Genomic DNA, 21,966 nt, shown 5'->3' on the forward strand with positions numbered 1-21,966 from the left:
ATTCTTAATGGTTTCTAAGCGAAGTAAATACTTACTATTATTCTTATATCTAATATTTAATAAATTCTATACTTAAGGATTATAAGAAGTATCTTCTTTCAATCTATAATTCGTTACTTATTAAGTAAGGTTTAAAAATATGCCTTTTATATTAAATATCATGCAAAAAGAAGTAGGTTTATTACTATCATTTTTTCTTATTTTACCGCTAATACCAGTATTGGTTTCTTCTGCTCAACCCACATATATATCTCCAAACATTAATGGACAGATTGAGGGAAAAATAAATCCTAACACTGAAATTATGTTGAATATTTTTGTACAGCCTAAAAACTTTAATGAATTATATCTATTAATGCAAGAAATTTATAATGGTCAACTAAAAATGTCTAGAACGCAGTTAATTGATCGATTTGCCCCTATTCAAAAAGTTAATGAAATTGTATCTTATCTATCATCTCAAGGTTTCACGATCTATTTAAAGACACCTTTCTCTATAATGGCAGGTGCTCCGGCATATAAGGTTGAAAAAACATTCAATACAACTCTAGCCCTTTACTTCTCAAATAATGAGACATTCTATAAACCTATAGTAGATCCATCTATTCCTTCTCCTTTACGAAACGTTCTTATCTATGGGCTAACTAACTTCACCAAGGTAGATCCAACAGTCGAACCTCAGTACTATATCCTAGGTAAACTTTATCATGGGGAATTAATTCCATATAATTCTTCAAGGAGCACTCCCTTGTACGGTTTCCAGTTTTCAGCATCTTATCTAACTCCTGAAGATTTTGAGGGATTTTATAACGTAACAGGTAAGCATCCAGGCTCAAATGTAACTGTAGCCATAATTGACGCTTTTGGAGATCCTACAATATATCAGGATGTACAACAATTTGATGCAGAGTTTAATCTTCCTCCAGTAAATCTTACTGTAATTCCTATAGGACCATATCATCCAGAGTATGGCTTATTTACAGGTTGGTATGAAGAAACAGCGTTGGACGTCGAAGCCGTTCACACAATGGCCCCATATGCTAATATAGAATTAGTAATTCCATTCGGCGACTCATTCGCAAATATTCTTCAAGCAATAACCTATATAGTTGCTGAAGATAATGCTCAAGTAGTTTCAATGAGTTTCGGAGCAGTAGAAAACCTATTCTCTGCATCAGGATTTTACGCCTTCTATCAGGGAGTTCCATTCCCCAATTATCCATTGGTCAATCTATACTTTGCATTAGGTTCAGCTGAAGGAATTACATTTGTAGCAGCTTCAGGAGATGAAGGTGCCTATGGAGGAACTTACACTACTTATGGGGGTGTAATATTCCCTTCATCTTCACCATTTGTCCTTTCGGTAGGAGGCACATCGGTGTTTCCAAATATAACATCCGGTTACAACTACTTAAATGAACCAAATATAGGTATTTTTACAGTAGAAAAATCTACTGCTACTTATGGTTATGAGACTGCGTGGAGTGCTAATCCATTATATGAAGGATTAGGTACAGGAACAGTAGGATCTGATGGAGGATATAGCACCTTCTTCCCATCTCCTTATTGGCAAAGATATATAAGTAATTCTACATTAAGAGCAACCCCGGACGTTGCGGCCGACGCTAATCCATACACGGGGTTTATAGAGGTAGTTTTGGGCACAGAAGTAGTCATTGGAGGGACAAGTTTATCCACACAATTATGGGGAGGTATAATAGCTGATATAGATTCTTATGTAGGTCATTCTCTAGGTCTAATAGCTCCAATACTTTACGGAATATATGATAATTCAACTTTGTATAGCGAAGCGTTTCATGAGGTTACTTTTGGATTTAATGGAAAGTATTACGCCCAGCGGGGTTATAATTTAGTGACAGGAATTGGTACACCAAACGTAGGAATATTGGAGCAAGCCGTAAAGGATTACATAGCTGATCATCCTTCTCTAGAAATATCAATTTCAACATTTGAGCAAGGTGTATCAATGCCATGGTATATGTATAATTCAAGGTTTAATATATTAGCTGAAATTTCATATCCTAATGGAACTCCTGTTACTGAAGGGAGTTTTAGCGCATACATTTTTACAACAAAAGGATATCTTTCTTCAGTACCTCTAAGCTTTAATGGTACTACTTGGATTGGAAACTTTACAATAAAACACGGAATGGAACCCAACATTTGGAGCATTGTCGTAAACGGAACTTCCCAAGATTTAACAGGCCAATCATTCACTGACATTGATGTTGGTGAGTCAATAAATATTATAACTCCTGTAGGCGATATATTGCCTGTCGATTCGCCATTTTCCGTTTCAGCATGCATTTATTTTCCAAATGGCACACCTGTAGTAAATTCAACCTTTACTGCTGAGTTTTCACATGATCGGTATTCGTTCAATATAACTCTCCTAGAGATATCAACATCTGGTCTTTATAGTGGTACAGGGACACTTCTCTATCCAAATCCAGAAGGAACCTATATTATGAACATAGGAAATAAATACGGTTTTGCATATACTTACAATTATTTTGGAGAATATGTTTTTGGAGATATACTAACACCAATAAATGATGGCCTTCCATCCGTTTCTCCTGGGGAAAACTTTACTTTCCTAGCTTTCACTTTCGATGCTTATGGCTATGGTATATTTACATCACATGTTTATGCAGAGCTCATAGCTCCTAATGGAACGTTAATACTTAGAGTTCCGATGAAATTAGCCCCTGATGTGCCCCAATTCGGCGTTTATAATTTGTTTGAATATCATGAAGCTACTATTACTGTTCCTAAAGTAGCCCCTGGATTTTATAAAGTAGTAGCTTCCTCACTTGTTAACACATCAGCTGGTCCTGAATATGGCAATTATACTACATTTATTTATATATCACCAACAATGCTAAATCCTATAATTAAGGGAGTTACTACGGCAGTAGAAGGGCAAACTGTTAGGGTTATTGCAAATATAACATATCCTAATGGAACTGAGGTTAGATTTGGAACGTTTACTGCTACCTTTGTGCCTGATGAGCTTAACTTCGAGTCTCTAATAATAGGTTTTGATGTTGGCGTGCCAATGCAATACAATTATTCTAATGGGGTATGGGAAGCAACGTATCAATTGCCATCTATAATAAATGGCAGTATATATATGGGAGAACCTCTACAGTACTTTTCAGGTCCATGGCAGATCATAATTTCTGGAGTATCTGCTCTTGGATATAATGTAATTTCAACAAGTAATTTCGACGTCTTACCATTTACGTTTATAGGAAAAGAAGTAATTTCCACCTCTAATGTTACATCTATTCCAATGATAGAATATAATGGTACAGAATATATACTTCAAGGAGTATACTCTCCCTCCATTGTAGTAATGAATGTAAGAGATCTTGTATTAATGGATTCAAATATACAGAATATTACTGTACTAAATTCGACTATATACATATATGGATCAGATATAACTACCATAAGTTCTAAAGATTCTACATTGTTCGTTTCTCAGAGTCAAATAGGAGGTAAACAAGTAGCGTTAACTCTCGTGAACTCAAACGTGTCACTTATAGCTACAGTTATTCACGATTCCAAATATGCGTTTAATCAGAGTAATAGCGTTATTTATGAAAGTGGTGTATCAGCATCAAATATATCTAAAACTTCAGTGTTACCCGCGCCAAATATAGTATCTATATCTCCATCTAATGTAACATCTCCTTCCTCAATAGTAACCTTGAATATTAGTGGTAAAGAACTAAAGGTAATTTCATTGACTCTAGGAGGGAAGAAGATACCATATACTTCATCTGAGACCTTTAGCGGGATAACCGTAATGTTTAGTTTTAATAGTTCTGCTATGCCTGATGGAGATTACATAATTAATCTAACTCTAAGTGACGGGCTAACATACTCCTTGATTACGACCGTATATAATTCCTATCACGCAGTAGATCTCAACTCCAAACTTAACTCTGATTTAAGTTCAGTTAACTCTTCAATAAGCACGGTAAAACAATCACTTTCTTCGGTATCATCTTCCTTATCTGACAAGATATCAAAAGCAAGCTCCACTGCTTCGATAAGTGAAGCGATAGGAATAATTGGACTAATAATAGCCATAATTGCCATCATGATTTTATTAATCTTCAGAAGAGGTGAGAGGAGATGATGAGAAAACTTGCGATTACTCTAATAGTAGTTTTGACTCTGGCTTTTTCACTGCCTGGATTAGCGGTATCTCCTAGCGTGTCAAATAGTTCATTCCATGCTCTTATAACTAACATGACAATATCGTCAAAGATTCCATTCTCTCAAGATCCTGCATTTTACTCTTTTCAAGCCTATCATGTTATTCCTTCTTATACAAACTACGTGACTAATGTAAGCCCAGTTGTAATTGACGTTGCAACAAATTTATTATTTAACGATACAGGTCTAAGGCCATATTACCTTAAGACCTATATTCCTCCAGGCAACTACAGCCTTGAGGTAATGAATGTGAGTATAAAGGAGTTTAACGGTACGCAATATGATAGACAAGCCTATATATTTGCTAACGGCGTACCAATATTCTGGGGTTCAACTCAAGAGATAAATAATTCAACGGCTCAAGTCGATGTTACAATGTTTGAGAACTTACTTCAAGGTAACGTAACATTTGAGCCAGTTATTCAGAACTATTATGATGCCAAAGTCGGAATAACTGGACTTTATGAAATGAATATAACTCTTTACTTATATCCAGGACACAAGCCTGTTGGACTTCCCAATGAGTTTATTCCACTTTTCGTTAATTTTACTCCTGAAGGGATTGACTTTAACTACTCTTATACAATCTTGAATCCAAAAATACCATCCGTTACTCAGCAAATTTCTATCCCAAACGGAACGTACAGGATGATGTCATTAATATATGAGGAGGGCGGGGGTCTAGACGAATTTTGGTATACTAACGAGCCTGCAACAAGAAGCATTCAAATATATTATGATAATTACTTAGCTGGTATAGTTAATCCATATGAAACAATTTATACTGGGGGTATAGATTTATTCTACTGGAAACCGCTGACTTCCATAAATACTCTATCTTTCCACAGTCCAACAATTATAGACTTAACACCTATGTTAGCACTAGGGAGTAAAGCCAATGTGACAGTTGATGTAACTAATCTCTTACAAGCCTACCAATTAACTGGTTCTACCGCATACGACTGGGACATAGCTGGGGTAATTATGTTATGGGTAAATCAAAGTAATCCAATGATTTCAAGTAAAATTATTACAGCTAATAATCACTTCATGGATTCAGGTCCTATATTTGTTCCTAGCTTTTCTGGGGAGTACTATCTAGAGGATGGACACTATTATATTAATTATGAATCTATTCTTTATTTCAAACATGGAACAGAAATATCTCACGTTATTCAGAGTGGAACGTTTTTAGCTAAACAGACGTTCAATCAAATATTTCAATATGGTTATATGGATGAGAGTTTTCTTGAAAATGCAATAGAATCAGGAATGTATAATGCTAGTCTAACAATTGAGGGAAACTATCCAATTACGTTCACTCTTGATGCAATAGCAGTTCCGATAACGAGCCCCTCTGTCATACCGTATAACCTGAGCTATGAACAGAACGGAACTATAAATCTTGGATTAGACTACTCTATGAATTGGACATTCGGAAACTATAGTCATTATGAAAAAACTGTGGAATCCCTATATTCTATTGGAGGGTTCGGTGGTGTAATAGAGATAATTAACTCGTATGGCGGAGCTGTTCTAGTTAAATTAACATCTAATAACGCATTAACGGAGAAGAACTTAACAGAGATTTGGTTAGTAAATAATAAAGGTTTCATGGAGAGATTTTTTGCCTCTGCAGGCCAAAATAGTACTGTAAATCTAAATGGATATTATATCAAGATATCTCAACAATTTACTATGGTTCCAGATCCTATTCCTTCAGAACACGTTGCTAATATACCTCTGATCCCCAAAAGTATGGAAAATAAGACGTTATTACATAGCGCATATATATACATAGTCCCATAGAATGGCTTTTACTCTTCATCCGAATCTAGCCTCTCTAACTCTTCATCAAGTGAATCTTTTTCTTGTATTCCTTTTCTTGAAGACTTCTTTTCATAATTTTTTCTGTTTTTCTCTTCAATATCAATATACTCTTTAGAGGCTTGATCTAGAGCGTACTTTAACCTTGTATAAAGTAATGATGCCTCTGCTTGAGAGAGTTGAAAAGCTGTTCTGTTATTTCCATCATCTATTACCAATAAGAATCTTGCCTCTTGTGGAAAACCTTTATCATTTACGTTTGCATTATCTATGAAAAGCTCAAGCGTTTTATTTTTACCATCCTTCATAAATCTAGGTATTCTTAAAATTCTATTCATTATTGGTATGAGGGAAACGAAAAATAAAAACATGATCTGCTTTCATTGCGTTTTTAACATATATACATCATGAGTAGATATGATTAGGAAAGGTTATATAGTTTTTTTCAATTGTAAAGAAGGATTTATTCAATTAAAGAAAAGATCTTTCTATTTAAAACATGGCATATACGCATACGTCGGTTCATGTGGTTTAAATTGTGCAAAGAGAATATCTAGACATTTAAGTAAAGAAAAGGGAAAAAAGCATTGGCATGTTGACTTTCTGGCTAACCTTTGTGAACCAACTACTGCTTTAATTTTGAATTTTGAAGAAAAGAAGATAGCAAGGATAATGGCTGCCATGTTTTATAGCATAGAGGGGTTTGGGAATACTGACGACCTTGAAGTTCCTAGTCATCTGTTTTCAGCCTCTGCATCTGATGTGATATCTCTTCTAAGGGAAAAGCAATTATTATAGTGTTAATAGAAATATACTTATGCTTGGTAAAATAGGTAAGACAATCTTTGACCAAGTCATTTATCCTAATCTTGGAGAAAGATATAATGAGGTAATAGTTCCACCGATGAACGGTGTAGATACCGGTGCAATAGACTTAGGTGATAAAGTCATGGTCGTAAAGACGGACCCAGTGTTTATTGTTCCTCAATTTGGGTTCAAAAAGGCAGCATGGTTTGCAGTTCATATTTTAGCGAGCGATGTCATGACTTCTGGAATATCTCCTAGATATGCCTTAATAGATCTTAATCTACCTCCAGAAATGACCGACGAACAATTTAAGGAAATGTGGTTTGGAATTCACGAAAGTTTAAAGGAAATTGGAGTAATGGTCGTAGGTGGTCATACTGGTAGGTACGAAGGTGTTTCCTATCCTATGGTAGGAGGATTTTCGATGATTGGTATAGGTTCAAAGGACTCTTTAGGCATGCCTTCAAAAGTAAAACCTGGAGATTATGTTATAGTTACTAAAGGTCCAGCAATAGAGGCAACTGGAATACTAGTAAATCTGTATCCTGATTATTTTAAGGAAAGACTATCGCCAGAACTCTTTACAGAAGCTTATAACATGTATTGGCAAATGTCATGTTGGAAAGATGGATTAGTTGCTAGTAAAATAGGAATTCATTTGATGCATGATGCTACGGAAGGTGGTCTTTATAATGCCTTAGTAGAAGTATCAGAAGTAACAGGTAAGAAAATAAGCCTAGTAAAGGATTTGGGTAACTCGCTCATTAATAGGGCAGTTAGAGCAGTAACATCTATAGTAAATATCGATCCTTTTACTTCCATAAGCGAAGGCACAATGGTAATAATCACTGATAAACTCCAAGTGATAGACGAGCTAAAGAAAGAAGGAATAGAGGCATATGTAGTCGGCAGAGTAGAAGTGGGTGAGGGAGTTTACCTTGGCGAAAAACGCATTGAAAAACCTGTGGAAGACCCCTTTTGGAGGGCATTTTTTGATCTAGCTGAAAAAACAAAGTAAAGGTTGGGTTAAATACTCCGACCTTCTCATAGTATCGTTGAACGATGATAAAATCCTAATAATCACGTTAATTACTACCTAACTGAATGATTTATCATAATTTTGCGACACTATAGACCTTCAGGTCAATTTAATGCTACGTAGTCTATTTCCGTTAAAAAGCATGAGTCAACTCCACAGGAACCAAGGATCGTTACAACTCCTCATGAGATTTTAAGAGAACCAACATGATCACGGTTAGTAATGTAACCACATTTTTTACATACAAAAGTCCTCTACGAAAATGAGAGTTGCTCTTTTACGTTAACTCAACGTAAACAACTTTTTGAAAGAGTTATTAATCTGACTCCTTGTCTGGAATATCTATGTGTTTTCCCTCACGTTGATTACTCATGTGGGCGTGAAGGATCTTTTTTAGGTATTTTACCTTTTTTCCAACCACTCCCTAGTTTTGTGGAATATCTTTTCTCTCTTTTCCGTTTGGAACTACCTTGAAAATCATATTCAGAAGTTTTTTTTTGAATACCTGAGAACGTAGTTGCTGGTAGCCTTTACCTTTTTATGGATTTAATTATTGCGTTGTTTAACCTTTCCATTCCTTTAATGGATTAACTCACAAGTTAGCAGGATATAGATCGCTTAACTAACTTTTAGCATTTAGCGTTTTGATCGTTAAGATAAAAAACTAGAGTAAAACCTCTCTATTTTTCATATGAAAAATAACTTATATATTTCCAGAAGGGGTTATACACTCTCGATCTTACGCTCTTCTGTCCCCTAATCCCTAGGAAGATAAAGCTAAAGCTCTTAAATTTCTTTTCCTTTCTAAATAAGAAGTGTCTGAGCTATTCAGTGTCTTTATGGAGAGGTATAGTACGGATAAAAATTTCCTAATTTCCGCTCCAACTGGTTCGGGAAAGACGTACTTAGCAAAATATCTTTTAGCTAACTCTCCTGGATTAGCGGTCTATGTCTCACCTCTAAAAGCTCTTTCAAGGGAAGTTTACGAAGATCTTAAGGATAAGATAAGAGTTAAGTATTCAGATTCAGATGTTTACGAGGACGATCTAAGATCCTTAAATTCAGACGTTTTATTAGCAACTTATGAAAAATTTGATAGCGCGATAAGGCATAATTATCGTTGGCTTACGAAGGTTAAGATGATTATAATCGATGAAATACATAGTGTCGAGGAAGATAGAGGGTTAGCCATTGAAAACATAGTCCTTTGGGCTAAGAATAACTCTTCTCAGATTGTAGCCCTAAGTGGAACTTTACCTAATATAGACGAATATTCTAGGTGGTTAAACGCTCAAATTATAGACTATAAAAAGAGAAAAGTCCCTCTTCATTTATGTATAGCCTATCCATATGTTATAAAATGTTATGATAATTCAAATAAGATTCCTCTTAATCCAATAAATGGAATTAGAAGTGATAAACTTCAAATATTAACAGCAACTTTAAATTATGTTACAGCTCTAGGTAAGAACGCCATAGTATTTGTTAAAAGTAGGAAATCGACTGAGTGGCTAGCTGATACATTAAAGAAGTTTGGTTATAAAGCCTCTCACTACCACAGTGGAATACCTTTAGAGGAGAGGAAGAAAATTGTTGAGTTACTTAAATCTGGTAACCTGAACGTCATAGTTTCAACTACGGCCTTAGGACAAGGGGTAAACCTACCTGTTTTCGCGTCAATTTTTTACGATTTAAGCTTGCCAGAGTCTGATGAAAATGGAAATTTTAAGGGTTGGAAGGACATAACTCCAATAGAATTCCTTCAAATGGCTGGAAGAGCCGGAAGACCAGGTTATGACAGTGAAGGTATGGCGATAATTATTTCAACGTCTATGAGGCAGGCAGAAGAATTTAGTCAGAGATATTTTACTCAAGAATTGAAGGGTTCGGAAAAGAAATATACATTAGATGAACTAATTTTAGGAATTATTTCATGGAATGAAAATAAGAGATCAAAGGAAATATATAGTATAGTTAAAGGAAGTTTAAAGTTTTCAGCAGTAAAAGAAGAAGATGTAGATTCATCGATCACTAGCCTTTATTCTGTGAGCCTTGTAGAAAAGGAAAATGAAAAAGTTAGATTAACTAAACTAGGAAGAGCTGTCTCAATGAGTTATATAGGTATAGATGTAATGAAGGGCTTTCAATCTGGTTTAGTTAATGATCCACTGTCAGTAGTTTCCTCTTCTAACATAGTTCTACAGTCACTTAGAGGTTGTAAATCTGGAAAGGAACTAATAAGGAAATGGTCTGAGGGCGAAAATATTTCAGGTCTATGCGAAAATCTTTCAGATAAGGACATAAACGAGGTCTTATCTAATGCCAAGTGGATCTCGTTTGCACTGTACAGAGTTCTAAGAGCCTTAGGAAAAGATGAAAGTAAAGATGCGTTAAAGTTACACTATCAAATTGAGTTTGGAGTACCATTTGATGGAATTAAACTAGCCAAACTAGGATTAGATAGAAATCTAGTCATGAAATTTTTGCAAAGAGGGATAAATAGCGATATTCAGTTATGCATATTAGCAGGATCTCCACCTATTAAGTCTTTACTTATAAATCTAGGTTACTCTCCTGACGGTGTTTGTAAGGAGATCTACTCAAACGACCTCACAGTTTATGAGATGAAAAGAGTCGTTGAAAAGTTCTATAATAAACGATTTAAATTGTCAGAAGTTAAACACTTTGGAATAGATGCGATAAGAAGGCTTTACAGGATGGGATATATTGTAAAGGATGGGGATGAACTATTTATTCCTCCTTTTTCATCATGAAAACTTTACTGATGACTTTACGTGAGCGTAGATTTTTCACACAAGAAATAGCATATAAAATTTTTATATTTAAAATTTTAATAATTTCTAGTTCACTAAAGTATAGTGATTTACCATTTTAATAAATGAACAAATAGAAGTGGATATGAAATAATTGTTTTCAATATTTTTATGAAATTTTATTCTTATCTACTATAAAATTTAACTAAGAACTTTCGCAAATGACTAATATTCTGAATTGTGTACTTCATTATAGAAAGCTTTTTAAGAAATTAAATCGAGGTTTGCAAGGGAATACAGATGGAAGAATCTTAGAGGCAATTGATGTTGGCTTTAAGTATTCTAATGGTGTTATTGTATTTGACGATATAAATTTATTTGCTAGTGATGGTGAATTAGTCGCTATTGCTGGTCCTTCTGGGGTAGGAAAGTCAACGCTTCTTAGGGTTCTAGGCGGATTTATTAAGCCATATAAAGGTGAAGTAAGATTATTAGGAAAAAAGATAGTCGAGCCAACACCAAAGATCTCGCTGATTCATCAGTCAATAGCAACATTTCCTTGGTATACTGCTTTAGATAATGTTAAACTAGGAATAAAGTACAAAAAACTCCCTAAGGATGAGGAGGATAAGATAGCAAGGAAAATGCTCGAGATTGTAGGCTTACAAGGCTTTGAAAACTTTTATCCAAAACAATTGAGCGGAGGAATGAGACAGAGAGTAACTATTGCTAGAGCTTTAGCAGCGGATCCAGTGGTCCTTTTGATGGATGAACCGTTTGCTCACCTTGATGAGCTGACGGCTGAGGGCCTAAGACATGAAATATATTCTATCTTGTTTAATGAAGAGACACCTTTAAAATCAGTTGTCCTTGTGTCACATAACCTGAGCGAGATTGTTGAACTCTCTGATAGAGTGTATGTGCTTAACGGTAGTCCAGCATCTGTGATAGGGGAAGTTAAAATAGATTTAGATAGGCCTAGAAATCCTAGGGATTCGCGTTTTCAAGAATACTTAGATGAACTATACGCTCTGTTAACCCCTATTAGCAAAACTGTAAAGGATGGTAAAAATGCTTGATTTAGGAGTTACTCTTTTTGCAATTTTATTAACGTTATCAAGAGTATTCATAACAATAATTCTCTCCATAGTAACAGGTTGGTTTTTAGCTTATGTCGCTATAAAGAACAAAACTTTCGAAAACGTATATATCTCACTTTCTGAGATACTAGAATCCGTACCTGTAATATCCTTTTTCCCTGTCGTTCTTATTTTCTTTGTATTAGTAATAGGAGGACAATTAGGAATACAACTCGCCGTTATATTTTTAGTATTTACAGCAGTTGTGTGGAATATATGGATGGGAATTTATCAAGCTTTTAAGACAATCCCTGAAAATCTATTAGAGGTATCTGAAAATTATAGGTTTGGATTTTTAGGGAAAATGGCAAGATTATATATCCCCTATTCTATTCCAAGAATATCAGCAAATCTGATTCCAAGCTTTGCAGATGCTTTATTTTATATTACTGTAAGTGAGGTTTTTAGTATAGGAACAAAAGTTTTTCAAGTTTTTGGAATAGGAACCTTAATAGCAGATTTTACTGCCGAAGGAGATTATACTGATGCGTTATATGCATTAGGAATTTTAGCAGTATTTACAACGTTAATAACATTTCTCCTAAGGGAATACGCTGAGTATTCCGTACAAAAATATGGGTTAGATACGGAAGAGAGGGAAAGTTTTCTTAAAAGAGGTAGGATTAGGGTGAGGTATACTGCGAGACTTTATAGCGCTAAGTCAGCCATATCAAGATTATCAAAATATTTAACTAAACCCCCATATTTTATATCTAGAAGAGAAAGAGATAAAGAAGATCATGAAAAAAGGAAAATAAAACTTCCAAATAAGATCATTGGAAGAGGCATAGGAATAGTAATTCTTGTGATTTTAAGTTATTTAACCTACACCGTAGTAAGTTCTGTTTCTCCATCTACTTGGAGTTATATAATTTCAACCACACCATTCGATCTAGTTAACTTAGCTTATGATTACGCTAGAGTAGCCTTTATTGCACTCTTATCATTCCTTTTCGCAGTTTTTCTAGGATATTATTTTGCTACTAGACCAATAGCAGATAGAATTGGTGTTCCTATAATACAAAGTATAGCAGCTTTCCCAGCACCAGCATATTTCCCGCTATTATATGGATTTACGTATAGTTATGTAAGCTCAGTTTTAGGTCCATTTACCAATGAGTTTTATGTAATATTGCTCGGGTTCGTCTCAACGTTTTACTATATATTTTATAGTTTTTGGTTAGGTGTAAAGAATTTACCTAGTGAATACTGGGAAATAATGAAAAACTACAAGATGGGATTTCGTACGAGAATGAGAAGAGTCTTATTACCTGGTACATTTCCGTATATAGTCGCTGGGTTATCAAGCACGATCAATAGCGCGTGGGGAGGATTAGCAATAGGTGAATATTGGCCAGACATATTTGCTGGACATACTCTAGAGGTTAAAATAGGGTTAATGAAAGCTATAGCACTAGCTGACAATCATGGTGATCTTGCACTAGTAGGTTGGCTTTCCCTTATTTTTGCGATAGTTGTAGTGATTTATTCTATATTGTTTACAAGGAGAATGATGGACTTAGCTAGAGAAAAATACGTAGCGGAAGAAGGAGTTTATGCCGCTTGATTTAAATTAATAGTCTACCTTATACTTTAGGATATATAGAATTTTTCATTAGAAGTTAAAGAAATATTAATATATAAAATTTCTGATTTTATGTATTATAATTTAGAATACGATATTCGCAATTTTTATAGAGATATAAAAGTTATCTGCTATTAGTAATTGAAATGGGGTTTGAGCTTTACGGACATTTATTGTCTTGTTAGTGAACCCTTAGGCTTCACCACCTTCTGTTCCCATCTGAACACTCCACTGACGGGATAACCCATCCCGTAGTGTTAAAGGTCATGCTCAGATTCGCTGGGTAGGGTAGGGGGAATCCGCACGTCCTTAACTTCTTCCTTTTATCGTTCCTTATTCTGTTCTACCTTACTCACTTCTGGAACTCGTATTACTATTTTTTATGATATATATATATATTATTTTGAAATATTAAAGCTATAATTTAAAATTTTTATAATCTAAGTGAAACTGTAGAAATGGCCTAAAATATTATGAAATGTATTATTTATTCTGCCTTGATGATATTAACGAGTTTTATTAATAAAAGTAGTATTTATTGAAAGAAAATATTATTGAGCAAATATTATAACTGAAAATCTCGCTTTTCAGAGCTAGGAGGAAGTCAGAAGAGTCCATAAAAGTTTATGAAATTCAAATACTGTGAAAATTTGTTTGATAAGGTAAACTCAAATATCCCGTTCTCGATATATAAGTAGTGATGTGGAACTCGGGAACTGATTCGTGAAGAAACGCACGAACGCTGATCTTTTTTAAAATCTCAATGAGAAAATTCATAAGATAAAAGTATTTAAAACTCTTCTAAACATATACTATTGATTAGAAATGCCACCTTTCGGAAAAGTTTTGGTAGCAAATAGGGGGGAAATAGCAGTAAGAGTAATGAAAGGTATAAAAGAAATGGGGATGAAGGCAATAGGGGTTTATTCTGATGCTGATAAGTATGCAGTTCACGTTAAGTACGCTGATGAAGCATATAATATAGGAAAAGCACCAGCGCTTGATAGTTATTTGAATATTCAGCATATAGTCGATGCTGCAGAGAAAGCTCACGCTGACGCTGTTCACCCTGGATATGGATTTCTCTCAGAAAATGCTAGCTTTGTAGAGGCGGTAGAAAAGGCGGGAATGACGTTTATAGGCCCCTCATCTGAAGTAATGAACAAGATCAAGGACAAACTAGATGGAAAAAAAGTTGCTAATATGGCCGGAGTTCCTACTGCTCCTGGTTCCGACGGACCAATTTCGTCCCTAGATGAAGCGCTCAAATTAGCCGAGAAAATTGGTTATCCAATAATGGTTAAAGCTGCAAGCGGAGGAGGAGGAGTAGGAATAACCAGAGTAGATAATTCAGACCAGCTAGTCGATGTATGGGAAAGAAACAAAAGATTGGCGCTACAAGCCTTTGGCAAATCTGATCTTTATATAGAGAAATACGCAGTAAACCCAAGACATATTGAATTTCAGTTAATAGGAGATAAGTATGGTGGGTACGTAGTTGCATGGGAAAGGGAATGTACAATTCAAAGAAGAAATCAGAAGCTAATAGAAGAAGCCCCTTCACCAGCTTTAAAAATGGAAGAAAGAGAGTCAATGTTTGAACCAATAGTGAAGTTTGGACAAATAATAAACTACTTTACTATGGGTACGTTTGAGACAGCTTTCTCAGATGCAACAAGAGACTTTTACTTCTTAGAGTTGAACAAGAGACTTCAAGTTGAGCATCCAACAACAGAACTAATATTTAGGATCGATCTGGTAAAAATGCAAATACTTTTAGCTGCTGGAGAACACTTGCCTTTTACACAAGAAGAGCTAAATAGGAGGGTAAGAGGCTCAGCAATAGAATACAGGATTAATGCAGAAGATCCAATAAACGGCTTCACTGGAAATTCTGGTTTTATAACATATTATAAGGAACCTACTGGACCGGGAGTGAGAGTAGATAGCGGTGTAGATACTAATAGCTGGGTCCCACCTTTTTATGATTCACTCGTTTCAAAATTAATAGTTTATGGAGAAAGTAGACCAAGGGCAATAGAAGCTGGAATAAGGGCTTTAAATGACTACAAAATTGGTGGCATAAAAACAACAATAGAACTATATAAGTGGATTATGAGGGATCCAGATTTTCAAGAGGGAAAGTTTAGTACATCATATATAGCTGAAAAAACCGAAAGATTCGTAAAGGAACTAAGATATCAAGAGGAAATGAGGGCAGCTTTAGCTGCAGAAATTCAGGCTAGAGGATTAAACAGAACAACTCAACCCCAAAGAGCAGTAATTCAGAGATCCGCTTGGAAAACATATGGACTAAACTCGCAAGCTAATGTGAGGGTGATGTGGTAATGAAATTAATGAGAATTTACTCAGAAACTGGAGACACTTATTTAATGTCTTTTGACACTCAAGGCAATAATGATAAGGTAAAGTCAGAGACTAATGAGTTTGACATAGAATTTTTAGGTAAGGGCACTAGAGAAAACGAATATATATTCAAGGTTAATGGCGAACCGCATAGCGTATTTTTAGATAACGGCTATGTGTTAGTGGACAATGCTAGTGTTTTCAAAGTAGAGAGAATAGTTGAGCTACCTAGCAAAGAGGGGCAATCAGTAGAGGAAATGATAAGGGGAAGGGAAGGAGAAGTAATCTCACCTCTTCAAGGAAGAGTTGTAATGATTAGGGTAAAGGAGGGTGATGCTGTGAATAAGGGGCAACCTCTATTATCAGTGGAAGCAATGAAGTCTGAAACGGTAATTTCTGCACCTGTTGCCGGAGTCGTTGATAAAATCTTAGTGAAACAAGGACAAGGAGTTAAGAAAGGAGATACTCTAGTTTTAATAAAATAATTTTTCATTAATAAAAATCCTAATGTTTAAAGAGTTAAAGTTAAAAGAATAGAATAAATATATTGGGTGAAGCTATATGACTGTATATGAAAAACCGCCTATTGGAAAATTAATAGATGAACTAAAAGAATTAAAGGCAAAGGCATATTTAGGAGGAGGAGAAGATAAAATAAATATCCAGCATAGTAAGGGAAAGTTAACTGCTAGGGAAAGACTTTCATCTCTATATGATGAAGGAACCTTTAATGAGGTCATGATATTCGCTACTACAAGGGCTACGGAATTCGGTTTAGATAAAGTAAAAGCTTATGGAGACGGTGTAATTGCTGGATGGGGGAAAGTGGATGGAAGACTTGTTTTTTCCTACTCTCAGGATTTTACGGCTATTGGTGGAACTTTAGGAGAAACTCATGCAAATAAAATTGTAAGAATTTATGAGCAAGCGCTAAAAGTAGGAGCACCTATTGTTGGAATAAATGACTCTGGAGGAGCTAGAATCCAAGAAGGTGCAGTAGCTTTAGAGGGATACGGTGCAGTTTTTAAGATGAACGTTATGGCTTCTGGAGTAGTTCCTCAAATTACAATAATGGCAGGTCCAGCGGCTGGGGGCGCAGTATACTCTCCTGCTCTGACAGACTTTATTATAATGATCAAAGGCGAAGCGTATTATATGTTTGTAACCGGTCCCGAAATAACAAAGGTAGTTTTAGGAGAGGATGTAACGTTCCAGGATCTTGGTGGAGCCGTAGTTCATGCTACTAAGTCTGGAGTTGTGCATTTCATGGTTGAAAATGAACAGGAAGCTATTACAACTACAAAAAGGCTCCTATCTTACTTACCTTCAAATAATATGGAGGAACCTCCTTACATAGATACTGGAGATCCCATTGATAGAGATGTTAAGGAAGTTGAAAATATAGTCCCTACAGATCCAGCTAAACCCTTTGACATGAAGGAAGTTATATATAGGATAGTTGATGGAGGGGAGTTCTTAGAAGTACATAAACATTGGGCTCAGAACATTGTTGTGGGTTTCGCCAGAATTGGAGGTAGTGTAATTGGAATTGTTGCAAATAATTCTAACTATATGGGGGGCGCAATAGATATTGATGCTGCAGATAAAGCATCGAGATTTATAAGATTCTGCGATTCGTTTAATATTCCTTTAATTAGCTTAGTAGATACTCCTGGATACATACCTGGTACAGAACAAGAGTACAAAGGTATTATAAGACATGGAGCTAAAATGCTTTATGCGTTTTCAGAGGCTACTGTTCCTAAAGTAACAATGATTGTGAGGAAATCTTATGGAGGTGCTCATATTGCAATGAGTATCAAGAGTCTAGGTGCAGACCTAGTCTATGCGTGGCCAACAGCGGAGATCGCAGTAACTGGACCAGAAGGAGCAGTGAGAATTCTGTATAGGAAGGAATTACAGTCAGCGAGTAATTCAGAAGACGTATTAAAGCAGAGAATTGCTGAGTACAAGAAATTGTTTGCTAATCCTTACTGGGCAGCGGAAAAGGGCCTTGTTGACGACGTAATAGAACCTAAAGATACAAGAAGAGTTATAAGTAATGCTTTAGAAATGTTAAAGAACAAGAGAGAATATAGATATCCTAAGAAACACGGAAATATCCCTCTCTAAGTAATTCCAGAAATTAGTCTAGCAGCCTCTTTAACAATTTTTTCACCTAAATTTGTTCCGAGTAAATTCTTCACCTTTTCTGGATTCATGACTACGTCCTCAGGCTTCCTTATATTATTTGTAAAGAGTAATCTCCCTCTCTTTCTTCCTATTCCTGGGATCTTTATTATTTCAAGGAGTTCTTCCTTAACTCCATCCTTAATTCTCATGTTTAGTTTTCTTAAGACGTTATGGTGCTCTACCTCTTCTAAGATTGACGCCACGTTATATGCGCTATAACTAAGCCAATCCATAGTGTCAACTATTGTTCTCAAATCACCTGAACCTATATTATATTTTTCAAGAATTACGTCATCATCTATCTCCTCTATCCAGTCGTTAGTTATCATTGCTATTTTTAATGCAGATAGATAATTGTATTCCTCGTCTTCGTCTTCTGGTTCTTCAATAAAAAGAGGACAAGGGACATAGTCAAGTAACTCATCTCTTTCCTTTCTTCCAACTCCTATTCTTGGTCCATCAGGAGTATATGCCATAAGGTGAAGATAAGCTACGTTGCAAGAAATATCTCTTCCAGGTAGATAATCCTTAAAGACTTTTGCTGAAAATGGATTTATGTATATGTCTGCTACTCTCTTACCAAATTTAGTCAGAGAAAGGTCATCTTCATCTCCTTGTATAAATCCATTTTCCTCTAGCCAAGTCACTCCTTGCCTAAGATAAGACTCAATTAACTTGCTGTCAAGTAAAGAACCGTGAGCAAAGTCAGATAAAGAGTCATAAGTCATCTTTCCCTCAGAAGAAAGTGTTCCTAATATAAAGGAGTAGAAAGCGACCTCATTTCCAAGTCTAGATTCTATAGGCTCCGGAGGGGAAAGTATATACTTTTTCATCTTCTTTTCAACGTCCTTTTTATCCCTAACAACTATAATTGATTCCCCTTCCTTATCAAACCCCGGTCTTCCAGCTCTTCCACTCATTTGCTTGTATTCCATCACTGAAATCTCTTCTTGAAATCCCAGAATTTTTCCATTAAATCTATACATATCACCAATTATTACCCCTCTAGCTGGTAGGTTAACCCCAGCTGCTAATGTTGGAGTTGCTACAATTACCTTAATCTTCCTTTTTATAAATTCCGACTCAATAATTTCCCTTAAACTTCTTGAAAGACCTGCATGGTGATATGCAACTCCTGACTTTACTATAGAGGTTAAATCATCTTTTTCTTTACTTCCTGCATCGTCTACTTCACTAATTTTTTCTGAGATCTCTTGTAACTCTTTTCTTATTGGCAAGAAGGACGCTATTTTTCTTGCGGTTGTCTCTGCATTTTTTCTTGAGTTTCTGAAAACTAGCACCTGGCCTCCTGCCTCTATCATATAATTAACGTAGCTTAAGATTGGATCTTGACCAGCTAGTTCAATTTTTGTTCCATCGTTATATAAGACTACAAACTTTTTTCTCTCGGGATAAATCACTCCTTCTTTTAATGGAACGGGTCTCCAGTTTGTAATTACTGCATTTGCATTTAGCCATTTGGAAATTCTTTCGAAATTACTTATGGTTGCACTTAAGGCTAAAAGTTTCTTACCACTAGCTCTCATGGCAACAGTCTCAACTACTGGGCCTCTCGTACCATCGTTAATGTAATGGAACTCATCAAGGACAAAGTAGTTTACATCTTTTATCCAGCTAGGGTTTCTTCTCCAAAGGGAATCAAGTTTCTCATATGTTGTTATTATAATGTCGTAGTTTTTAAGCCACGCATCGTCGCTATCATAATCACCCGATGTGATGCCAACCCTAAAGCCTAACGATTCCCAATCCTTAAGTTCTCTGTATTTTTCAGCAGTGAGGGCTCTAAGAGGAGTTACGTAAATCGCTTTTCCTCCCTCAGAAAGTAGATGAGTTAACATTCCAAGTTCAGCTATTAACGTCTTACCAGATCCTGTAGGCGAGGTTACTAATAACCTACTTCCATTTAACAATCCTTTATTTATCGCTTCTGTTTGTACTGGATTAAACTCCTTAATTCCTCTCTTAATTAGGATTTCTAAGATTCTACTATCTAGGTTAACTTCGGACACTGAAGTAAACGACATATTTTTTAAATGGGCTTTGCTTATTTAAAAAGCTCGAGCTCTTTAAGATTAAAAGGTATCAAGATTTTCGTAAGAAAGTTTTTATCTTATTACTATCTTAGTATTTGTGGTAATTCTAATGGAGCAGATTAAAAAAGTGGGTCCGGGTATGTTCGAGATTGACATAAACGATACAGTAACAGTTTCTTTCAAACTTGAGGAAGAATTTCTAGCTAAGATAGATGAAAAAGTAAAAAATATGGGTTATCTTAGTAGAAGCGAGCTGATAAGGGACGCTATATTAAGCTACGTAAATCATCTTAATAGTTTAGGTAGGAAAAACGATGGAAATACTTAGTCTATTAATTTTTGTTATTGGTATTATTTCCTCTTTTATAGTTGGAGGTAATAACTCTGCTACGGCTATAGGTATATTACTTTCTACTAACGCGTTAAAAAAAAGACAATCCTATCTTGTAAGTGCAATTTCGATTTTTTTAGGAACATCTCTTGGTAGCTATACTTTAAGAGACTCAGTTTATGGTCTTGTTCATGGAAATGTGCAAAATATTTTATATGCATTAATATTTTCTGCAGTTTTTGCATCCGTAGTATCTTTCTATTATTTGAATAAGTCAGGCATTCCATCATCATTGAGCCAAATGATATATCCTTCACTGGCTGTAATGGTTGTAATAAGCAAAGGTCTATTATTTAATTGGGAAAAATTTTGGTTTACAGTAGCTTCTTGGGGTTTCTCCCCTCTATTAGCTATCTTGGCTTCTCTTGCTATGTTTGTCATTTTAACCAAACTCACAAAAAGAGAATTCAATCTAATAAGAGAAATCAGAGTATATAAGATGCTTATTATTTCTTCCGCAATTTTTACAGCCTTTGTTACTGGAGCAAACGCAATTGGAATACTGGTATCAGCGGGTCTTTTATTTGCACCATTTTACGTTGTATCTCCAATTTACGCTATAGCATCTGCCCTTGGGATATATTACAGCTCAAAAAAAGCTTCCATTGTAGTTGGCTTTAGAGTTACAAGGCTGGGTTATGTTAGCGCTACTTCAGCGCTCTTAGGTAGTGACATTATTTCAGAGATATTCGCGGTTTTAGGTATTCCAATTTCAATAACTCAAACTGCAATGGGAGGAGTAATTGGCCTTAGTCTGAGAAATTTCGGACATGATGTAAAAAGGCAGGTATATCAGGTAGCTAGAGGTTGGGCTACATCACCCATTATAGCAATAATATCATCCCTCGCTGCATTTGGAATAATAAAAAGTATTCTAGGATTTTAGCGTTGAGTATAATATTTCAACACTTAAGCTAGCCTCTTCCATATTATCGAGTATATCATCAAGGAAAGTTATAACATCCTTCATCTGCAAAATACTTATAACCTCGTTGTCTTTTTCAAGCTCGTAGAGTCTCTGTATCATAGAGTCCTTAATTTCATCACCATTTCTTTCAAGCATCTGTATTTCTTTACCTACCTTCAACGATTCTTTGATATTATTGGATAACATGGAGATCATTTGTTTCATTTTTTTACTTGCTTCATTAATTGTTGCTAAATAATTAAGGAAATTTTCTTTTAGCTGTAGACATAAAAGTTCTGAGGGTTTTCTTGACGTCATCGCTCTTCCCGCATCCTTTACTGATTTCATAACGTAATATATTGAGTGAGTTAATGATAGCATTGACTCTTTAAAGTCTGGTAAAAACGCTTCTCTGTAAATTGTTGAAACAATATCTTCTCTATTCATAGAAATTCTTTCATATATTGATTTAATTTTAATATTTTTTGATGTAGCTGAAAAATAATCACCTTTAAAAACATCTAGGAAAAGCGCACTCAACACTGAAGAAGCATCTTCTATGTTCTGAGCCATCTCAATAAGCTCGTTAAAGAGCACTTCCTCTTTACTTGTTCCTAACTTTATCATTAGTT

15 protein-coding genes and 1 pseudogene are annotated in these 21,966 nt (G+C 35.3%); 12 read left to right on the plus strand and 4 right to left on the minus strand.

The features are described from left to right. Nucleotides 1–160: 160 nt before the first annotated feature. Together CM19_RS02295 and CM19_RS02300 are read left to right on the plus strand one after the other, a co-directional pair. On the plus strand, nt 161–4,171 hold the full coding sequence (locus CM19_RS02295; protein ID WP_048098827.1) for a S53 family peptidase: 4,011 nt from the start codon (nt 161–163) through the stop codon (nt 4,169–4,171). Further along, the gene (locus CM19_RS02300) at nt 4,168–6,060 is read left to right on the plus strand and encodes a peptide-N4-asparagine amidase (protein WP_200869381.1); all 1,893 of its coding nucleotides are present in this window, start codon (nt 4,168–4,170) and stop codon (nt 6,058–6,060) included. The genes CM19_RS02295 and CM19_RS02300 overlap by 4 nt, the downstream gene beginning before the upstream one ends. An 8-nt stretch (nt 6,061–6,068) precedes the next feature. Here CM19_RS02300 and CM19_RS02305 read toward each other — a convergent pair whose 3' ends face one another. Next, nucleotides 6,069–6,416: a hypothetical protein gene (locus CM19_RS02305; protein ID WP_171714662.1), complete on the minus strand. Its 348-nt coding sequence runs from the start codon at nt 6,414–6,416 to the stop codon at nt 6,069–6,071. Nucleotides 6,417–6,495: 79 nt separating this feature from the next. Between CM19_RS02305 and CM19_RS02310 the strand changes: the two genes are divergently transcribed. Continuing rightward, a complete protein-coding gene (locus CM19_RS02310; protein WP_048098828.1) occupies nt 6,496–6,876 on the plus strand; it encodes a DUF123 domain-containing protein in 381 nt (126 codons plus the stop codon). Between the two features lie 19 nt (nt 6,877–6,895). After that, nucleotides 6,896–7,903 carry an AIR synthase family protein gene (locus CM19_RS02315; RefSeq protein ID WP_048098829.1) on the plus strand — a complete coding sequence of 336 codons (1,008 nt, stop codon included), beginning with the start codon at nt 6,896–6,898 and terminating at the stop codon, nt 7,901–7,903. Between the two features lie 203 nt (nt 7,904–8,106). Here the strand turns inward: CM19_RS02315 and CM19_RS13515 are convergent. Continuing rightward, nucleotides 8,107–8,172, minus strand: a pseudogene (locus CM19_RS13515) (hypothetical protein); the annotation flags it as partial. A 567-nt stretch (nt 8,173–8,739) separates the two neighbouring features. Here CM19_RS13515 and CM19_RS02320 point away from each other — a divergent pair. The 6 genes from CM19_RS02320 to CM19_RS02345 all read left to right on the plus strand — a co-directional run bounded on the left by CM19_RS02320 (nt 8,740) and on the right by CM19_RS02345 (nt 17,922). Continuing rightward, complete coding sequence (locus tag CM19_RS02320) at nt 8,740–10,698, plus strand: DEAD/DEAH box helicase (RefSeq protein WP_235185600.1); 1,959 nt, start codon at nt 8,740–8,742, stop codon at nt 10,696–10,698. A gap of 368 nt (nt 10,699–11,066) precedes the next feature. Next, nucleotides 11,067–11,777 carry an ABC transporter ATP-binding protein gene (locus tag CM19_RS02325; protein ID WP_048098883.1) on the plus strand — a complete coding sequence of 237 codons (711 nt, stop codon included), beginning with the start codon at nt 11,067–11,069 and terminating at the stop codon, nt 11,775–11,777. Beyond that, nucleotides 11,770–13,404 carry an ABC transporter permease subunit gene (locus tag CM19_RS02330; RefSeq protein ID WP_048098884.1) on the plus strand — a complete coding sequence of 545 codons (1,635 nt, stop codon included), beginning with the start codon at nt 11,770–11,772 and terminating at the stop codon, nt 13,402–13,404. The genes CM19_RS02325 and CM19_RS02330 overlap by 8 nt, the downstream gene beginning before the upstream one ends. Nucleotides 13,405–14,247: 843 nt before the next feature. Continuing rightward, nucleotides 14,248–15,771 carry an acetyl-CoA carboxylase biotin carboxylase subunit gene (locus CM19_RS02335; protein ID WP_048098831.1) on the plus strand — a complete coding sequence of 508 codons (1,524 nt, stop codon included), beginning with the start codon at nt 14,248–14,250 and terminating at the stop codon, nt 15,769–15,771. Beyond that, nucleotides 15,771–16,274 carry a biotin/lipoyl-containing protein gene (locus CM19_RS02340; protein WP_048098832.1) on the plus strand — a complete coding sequence of 168 codons (504 nt, stop codon included), beginning with the start codon at nt 15,771–15,773 and terminating at the stop codon, nt 16,272–16,274. Before CM19_RS02335 ends, CM19_RS02340 begins: the two co-directional genes overlap by 1 nt. A gap of 76 nt (nt 16,275–16,350) precedes the next feature. Next, nucleotides 16,351–17,922: an acyl-CoA carboxylase subunit beta gene (locus tag CM19_RS02345; RefSeq protein WP_048098833.1), complete on the plus strand. Its 1,572-nt coding sequence runs from the start codon at nt 16,351–16,353 to the stop codon at nt 17,920–17,922. Here CM19_RS02345 and hel308 read toward each other — a convergent pair. Beyond that, the gene (gene hel308, locus CM19_RS02350) at nt 17,919–20,027 is read right to left on the minus strand and encodes an ATP-dependent DNA helicase Hel308 (RefSeq protein ID WP_048098834.1); all 2,109 of its coding nucleotides are present in this window, start codon (nt 20,025–20,027) and stop codon (nt 17,919–17,921) included. The genes CM19_RS02345 and hel308 overlap by 4 nt on opposite strands. A gap of 118 nt (nt 20,028–20,145) precedes the next feature. Here hel308 and CM19_RS02355 point away from each other — a divergent pair, with 118 nt between their 5' ends. After that, a complete protein-coding gene (locus tag CM19_RS02355; protein WP_048098885.1) occupies nt 20,146–20,364 on the plus strand; it encodes a ribbon-helix-helix domain-containing protein in 219 nt (72 codons plus the stop codon). Next, nucleotides 20,351–21,313 (plus strand): inorganic phosphate transporter, encoded by a 963-nt coding sequence (locus CM19_RS02360; protein WP_048098835.1) that lies wholly within the window; start codon nt 20,351–20,353, stop codon nt 21,311–21,313. Before CM19_RS02355 ends, CM19_RS02360 begins: the two co-directional genes overlap by 14 nt. Here the strand turns inward: CM19_RS02360 and CM19_RS02365 are convergent. After that, entirely contained in the window at nt 21,302–21,961 is a 660-nt protein-coding gene (locus tag CM19_RS02365; RefSeq protein ID WP_048098836.1) for a DUF47 domain-containing protein, read from the minus strand. The two genes, CM19_RS02360 and CM19_RS02365, sit on opposite strands and share 12 nt — an antisense overlap. Nucleotides 21,962–21,966: the final 5 nt, after the last annotated feature.

The organism is Candidatus Acidianus copahuensis (assembly GCF_000632495.1).
Lineage (GTDB): Archaea > Thermoproteota > Thermoprotei_A > Sulfolobales > Sulfolobaceae > Acidianus > Acidianus copahuensis.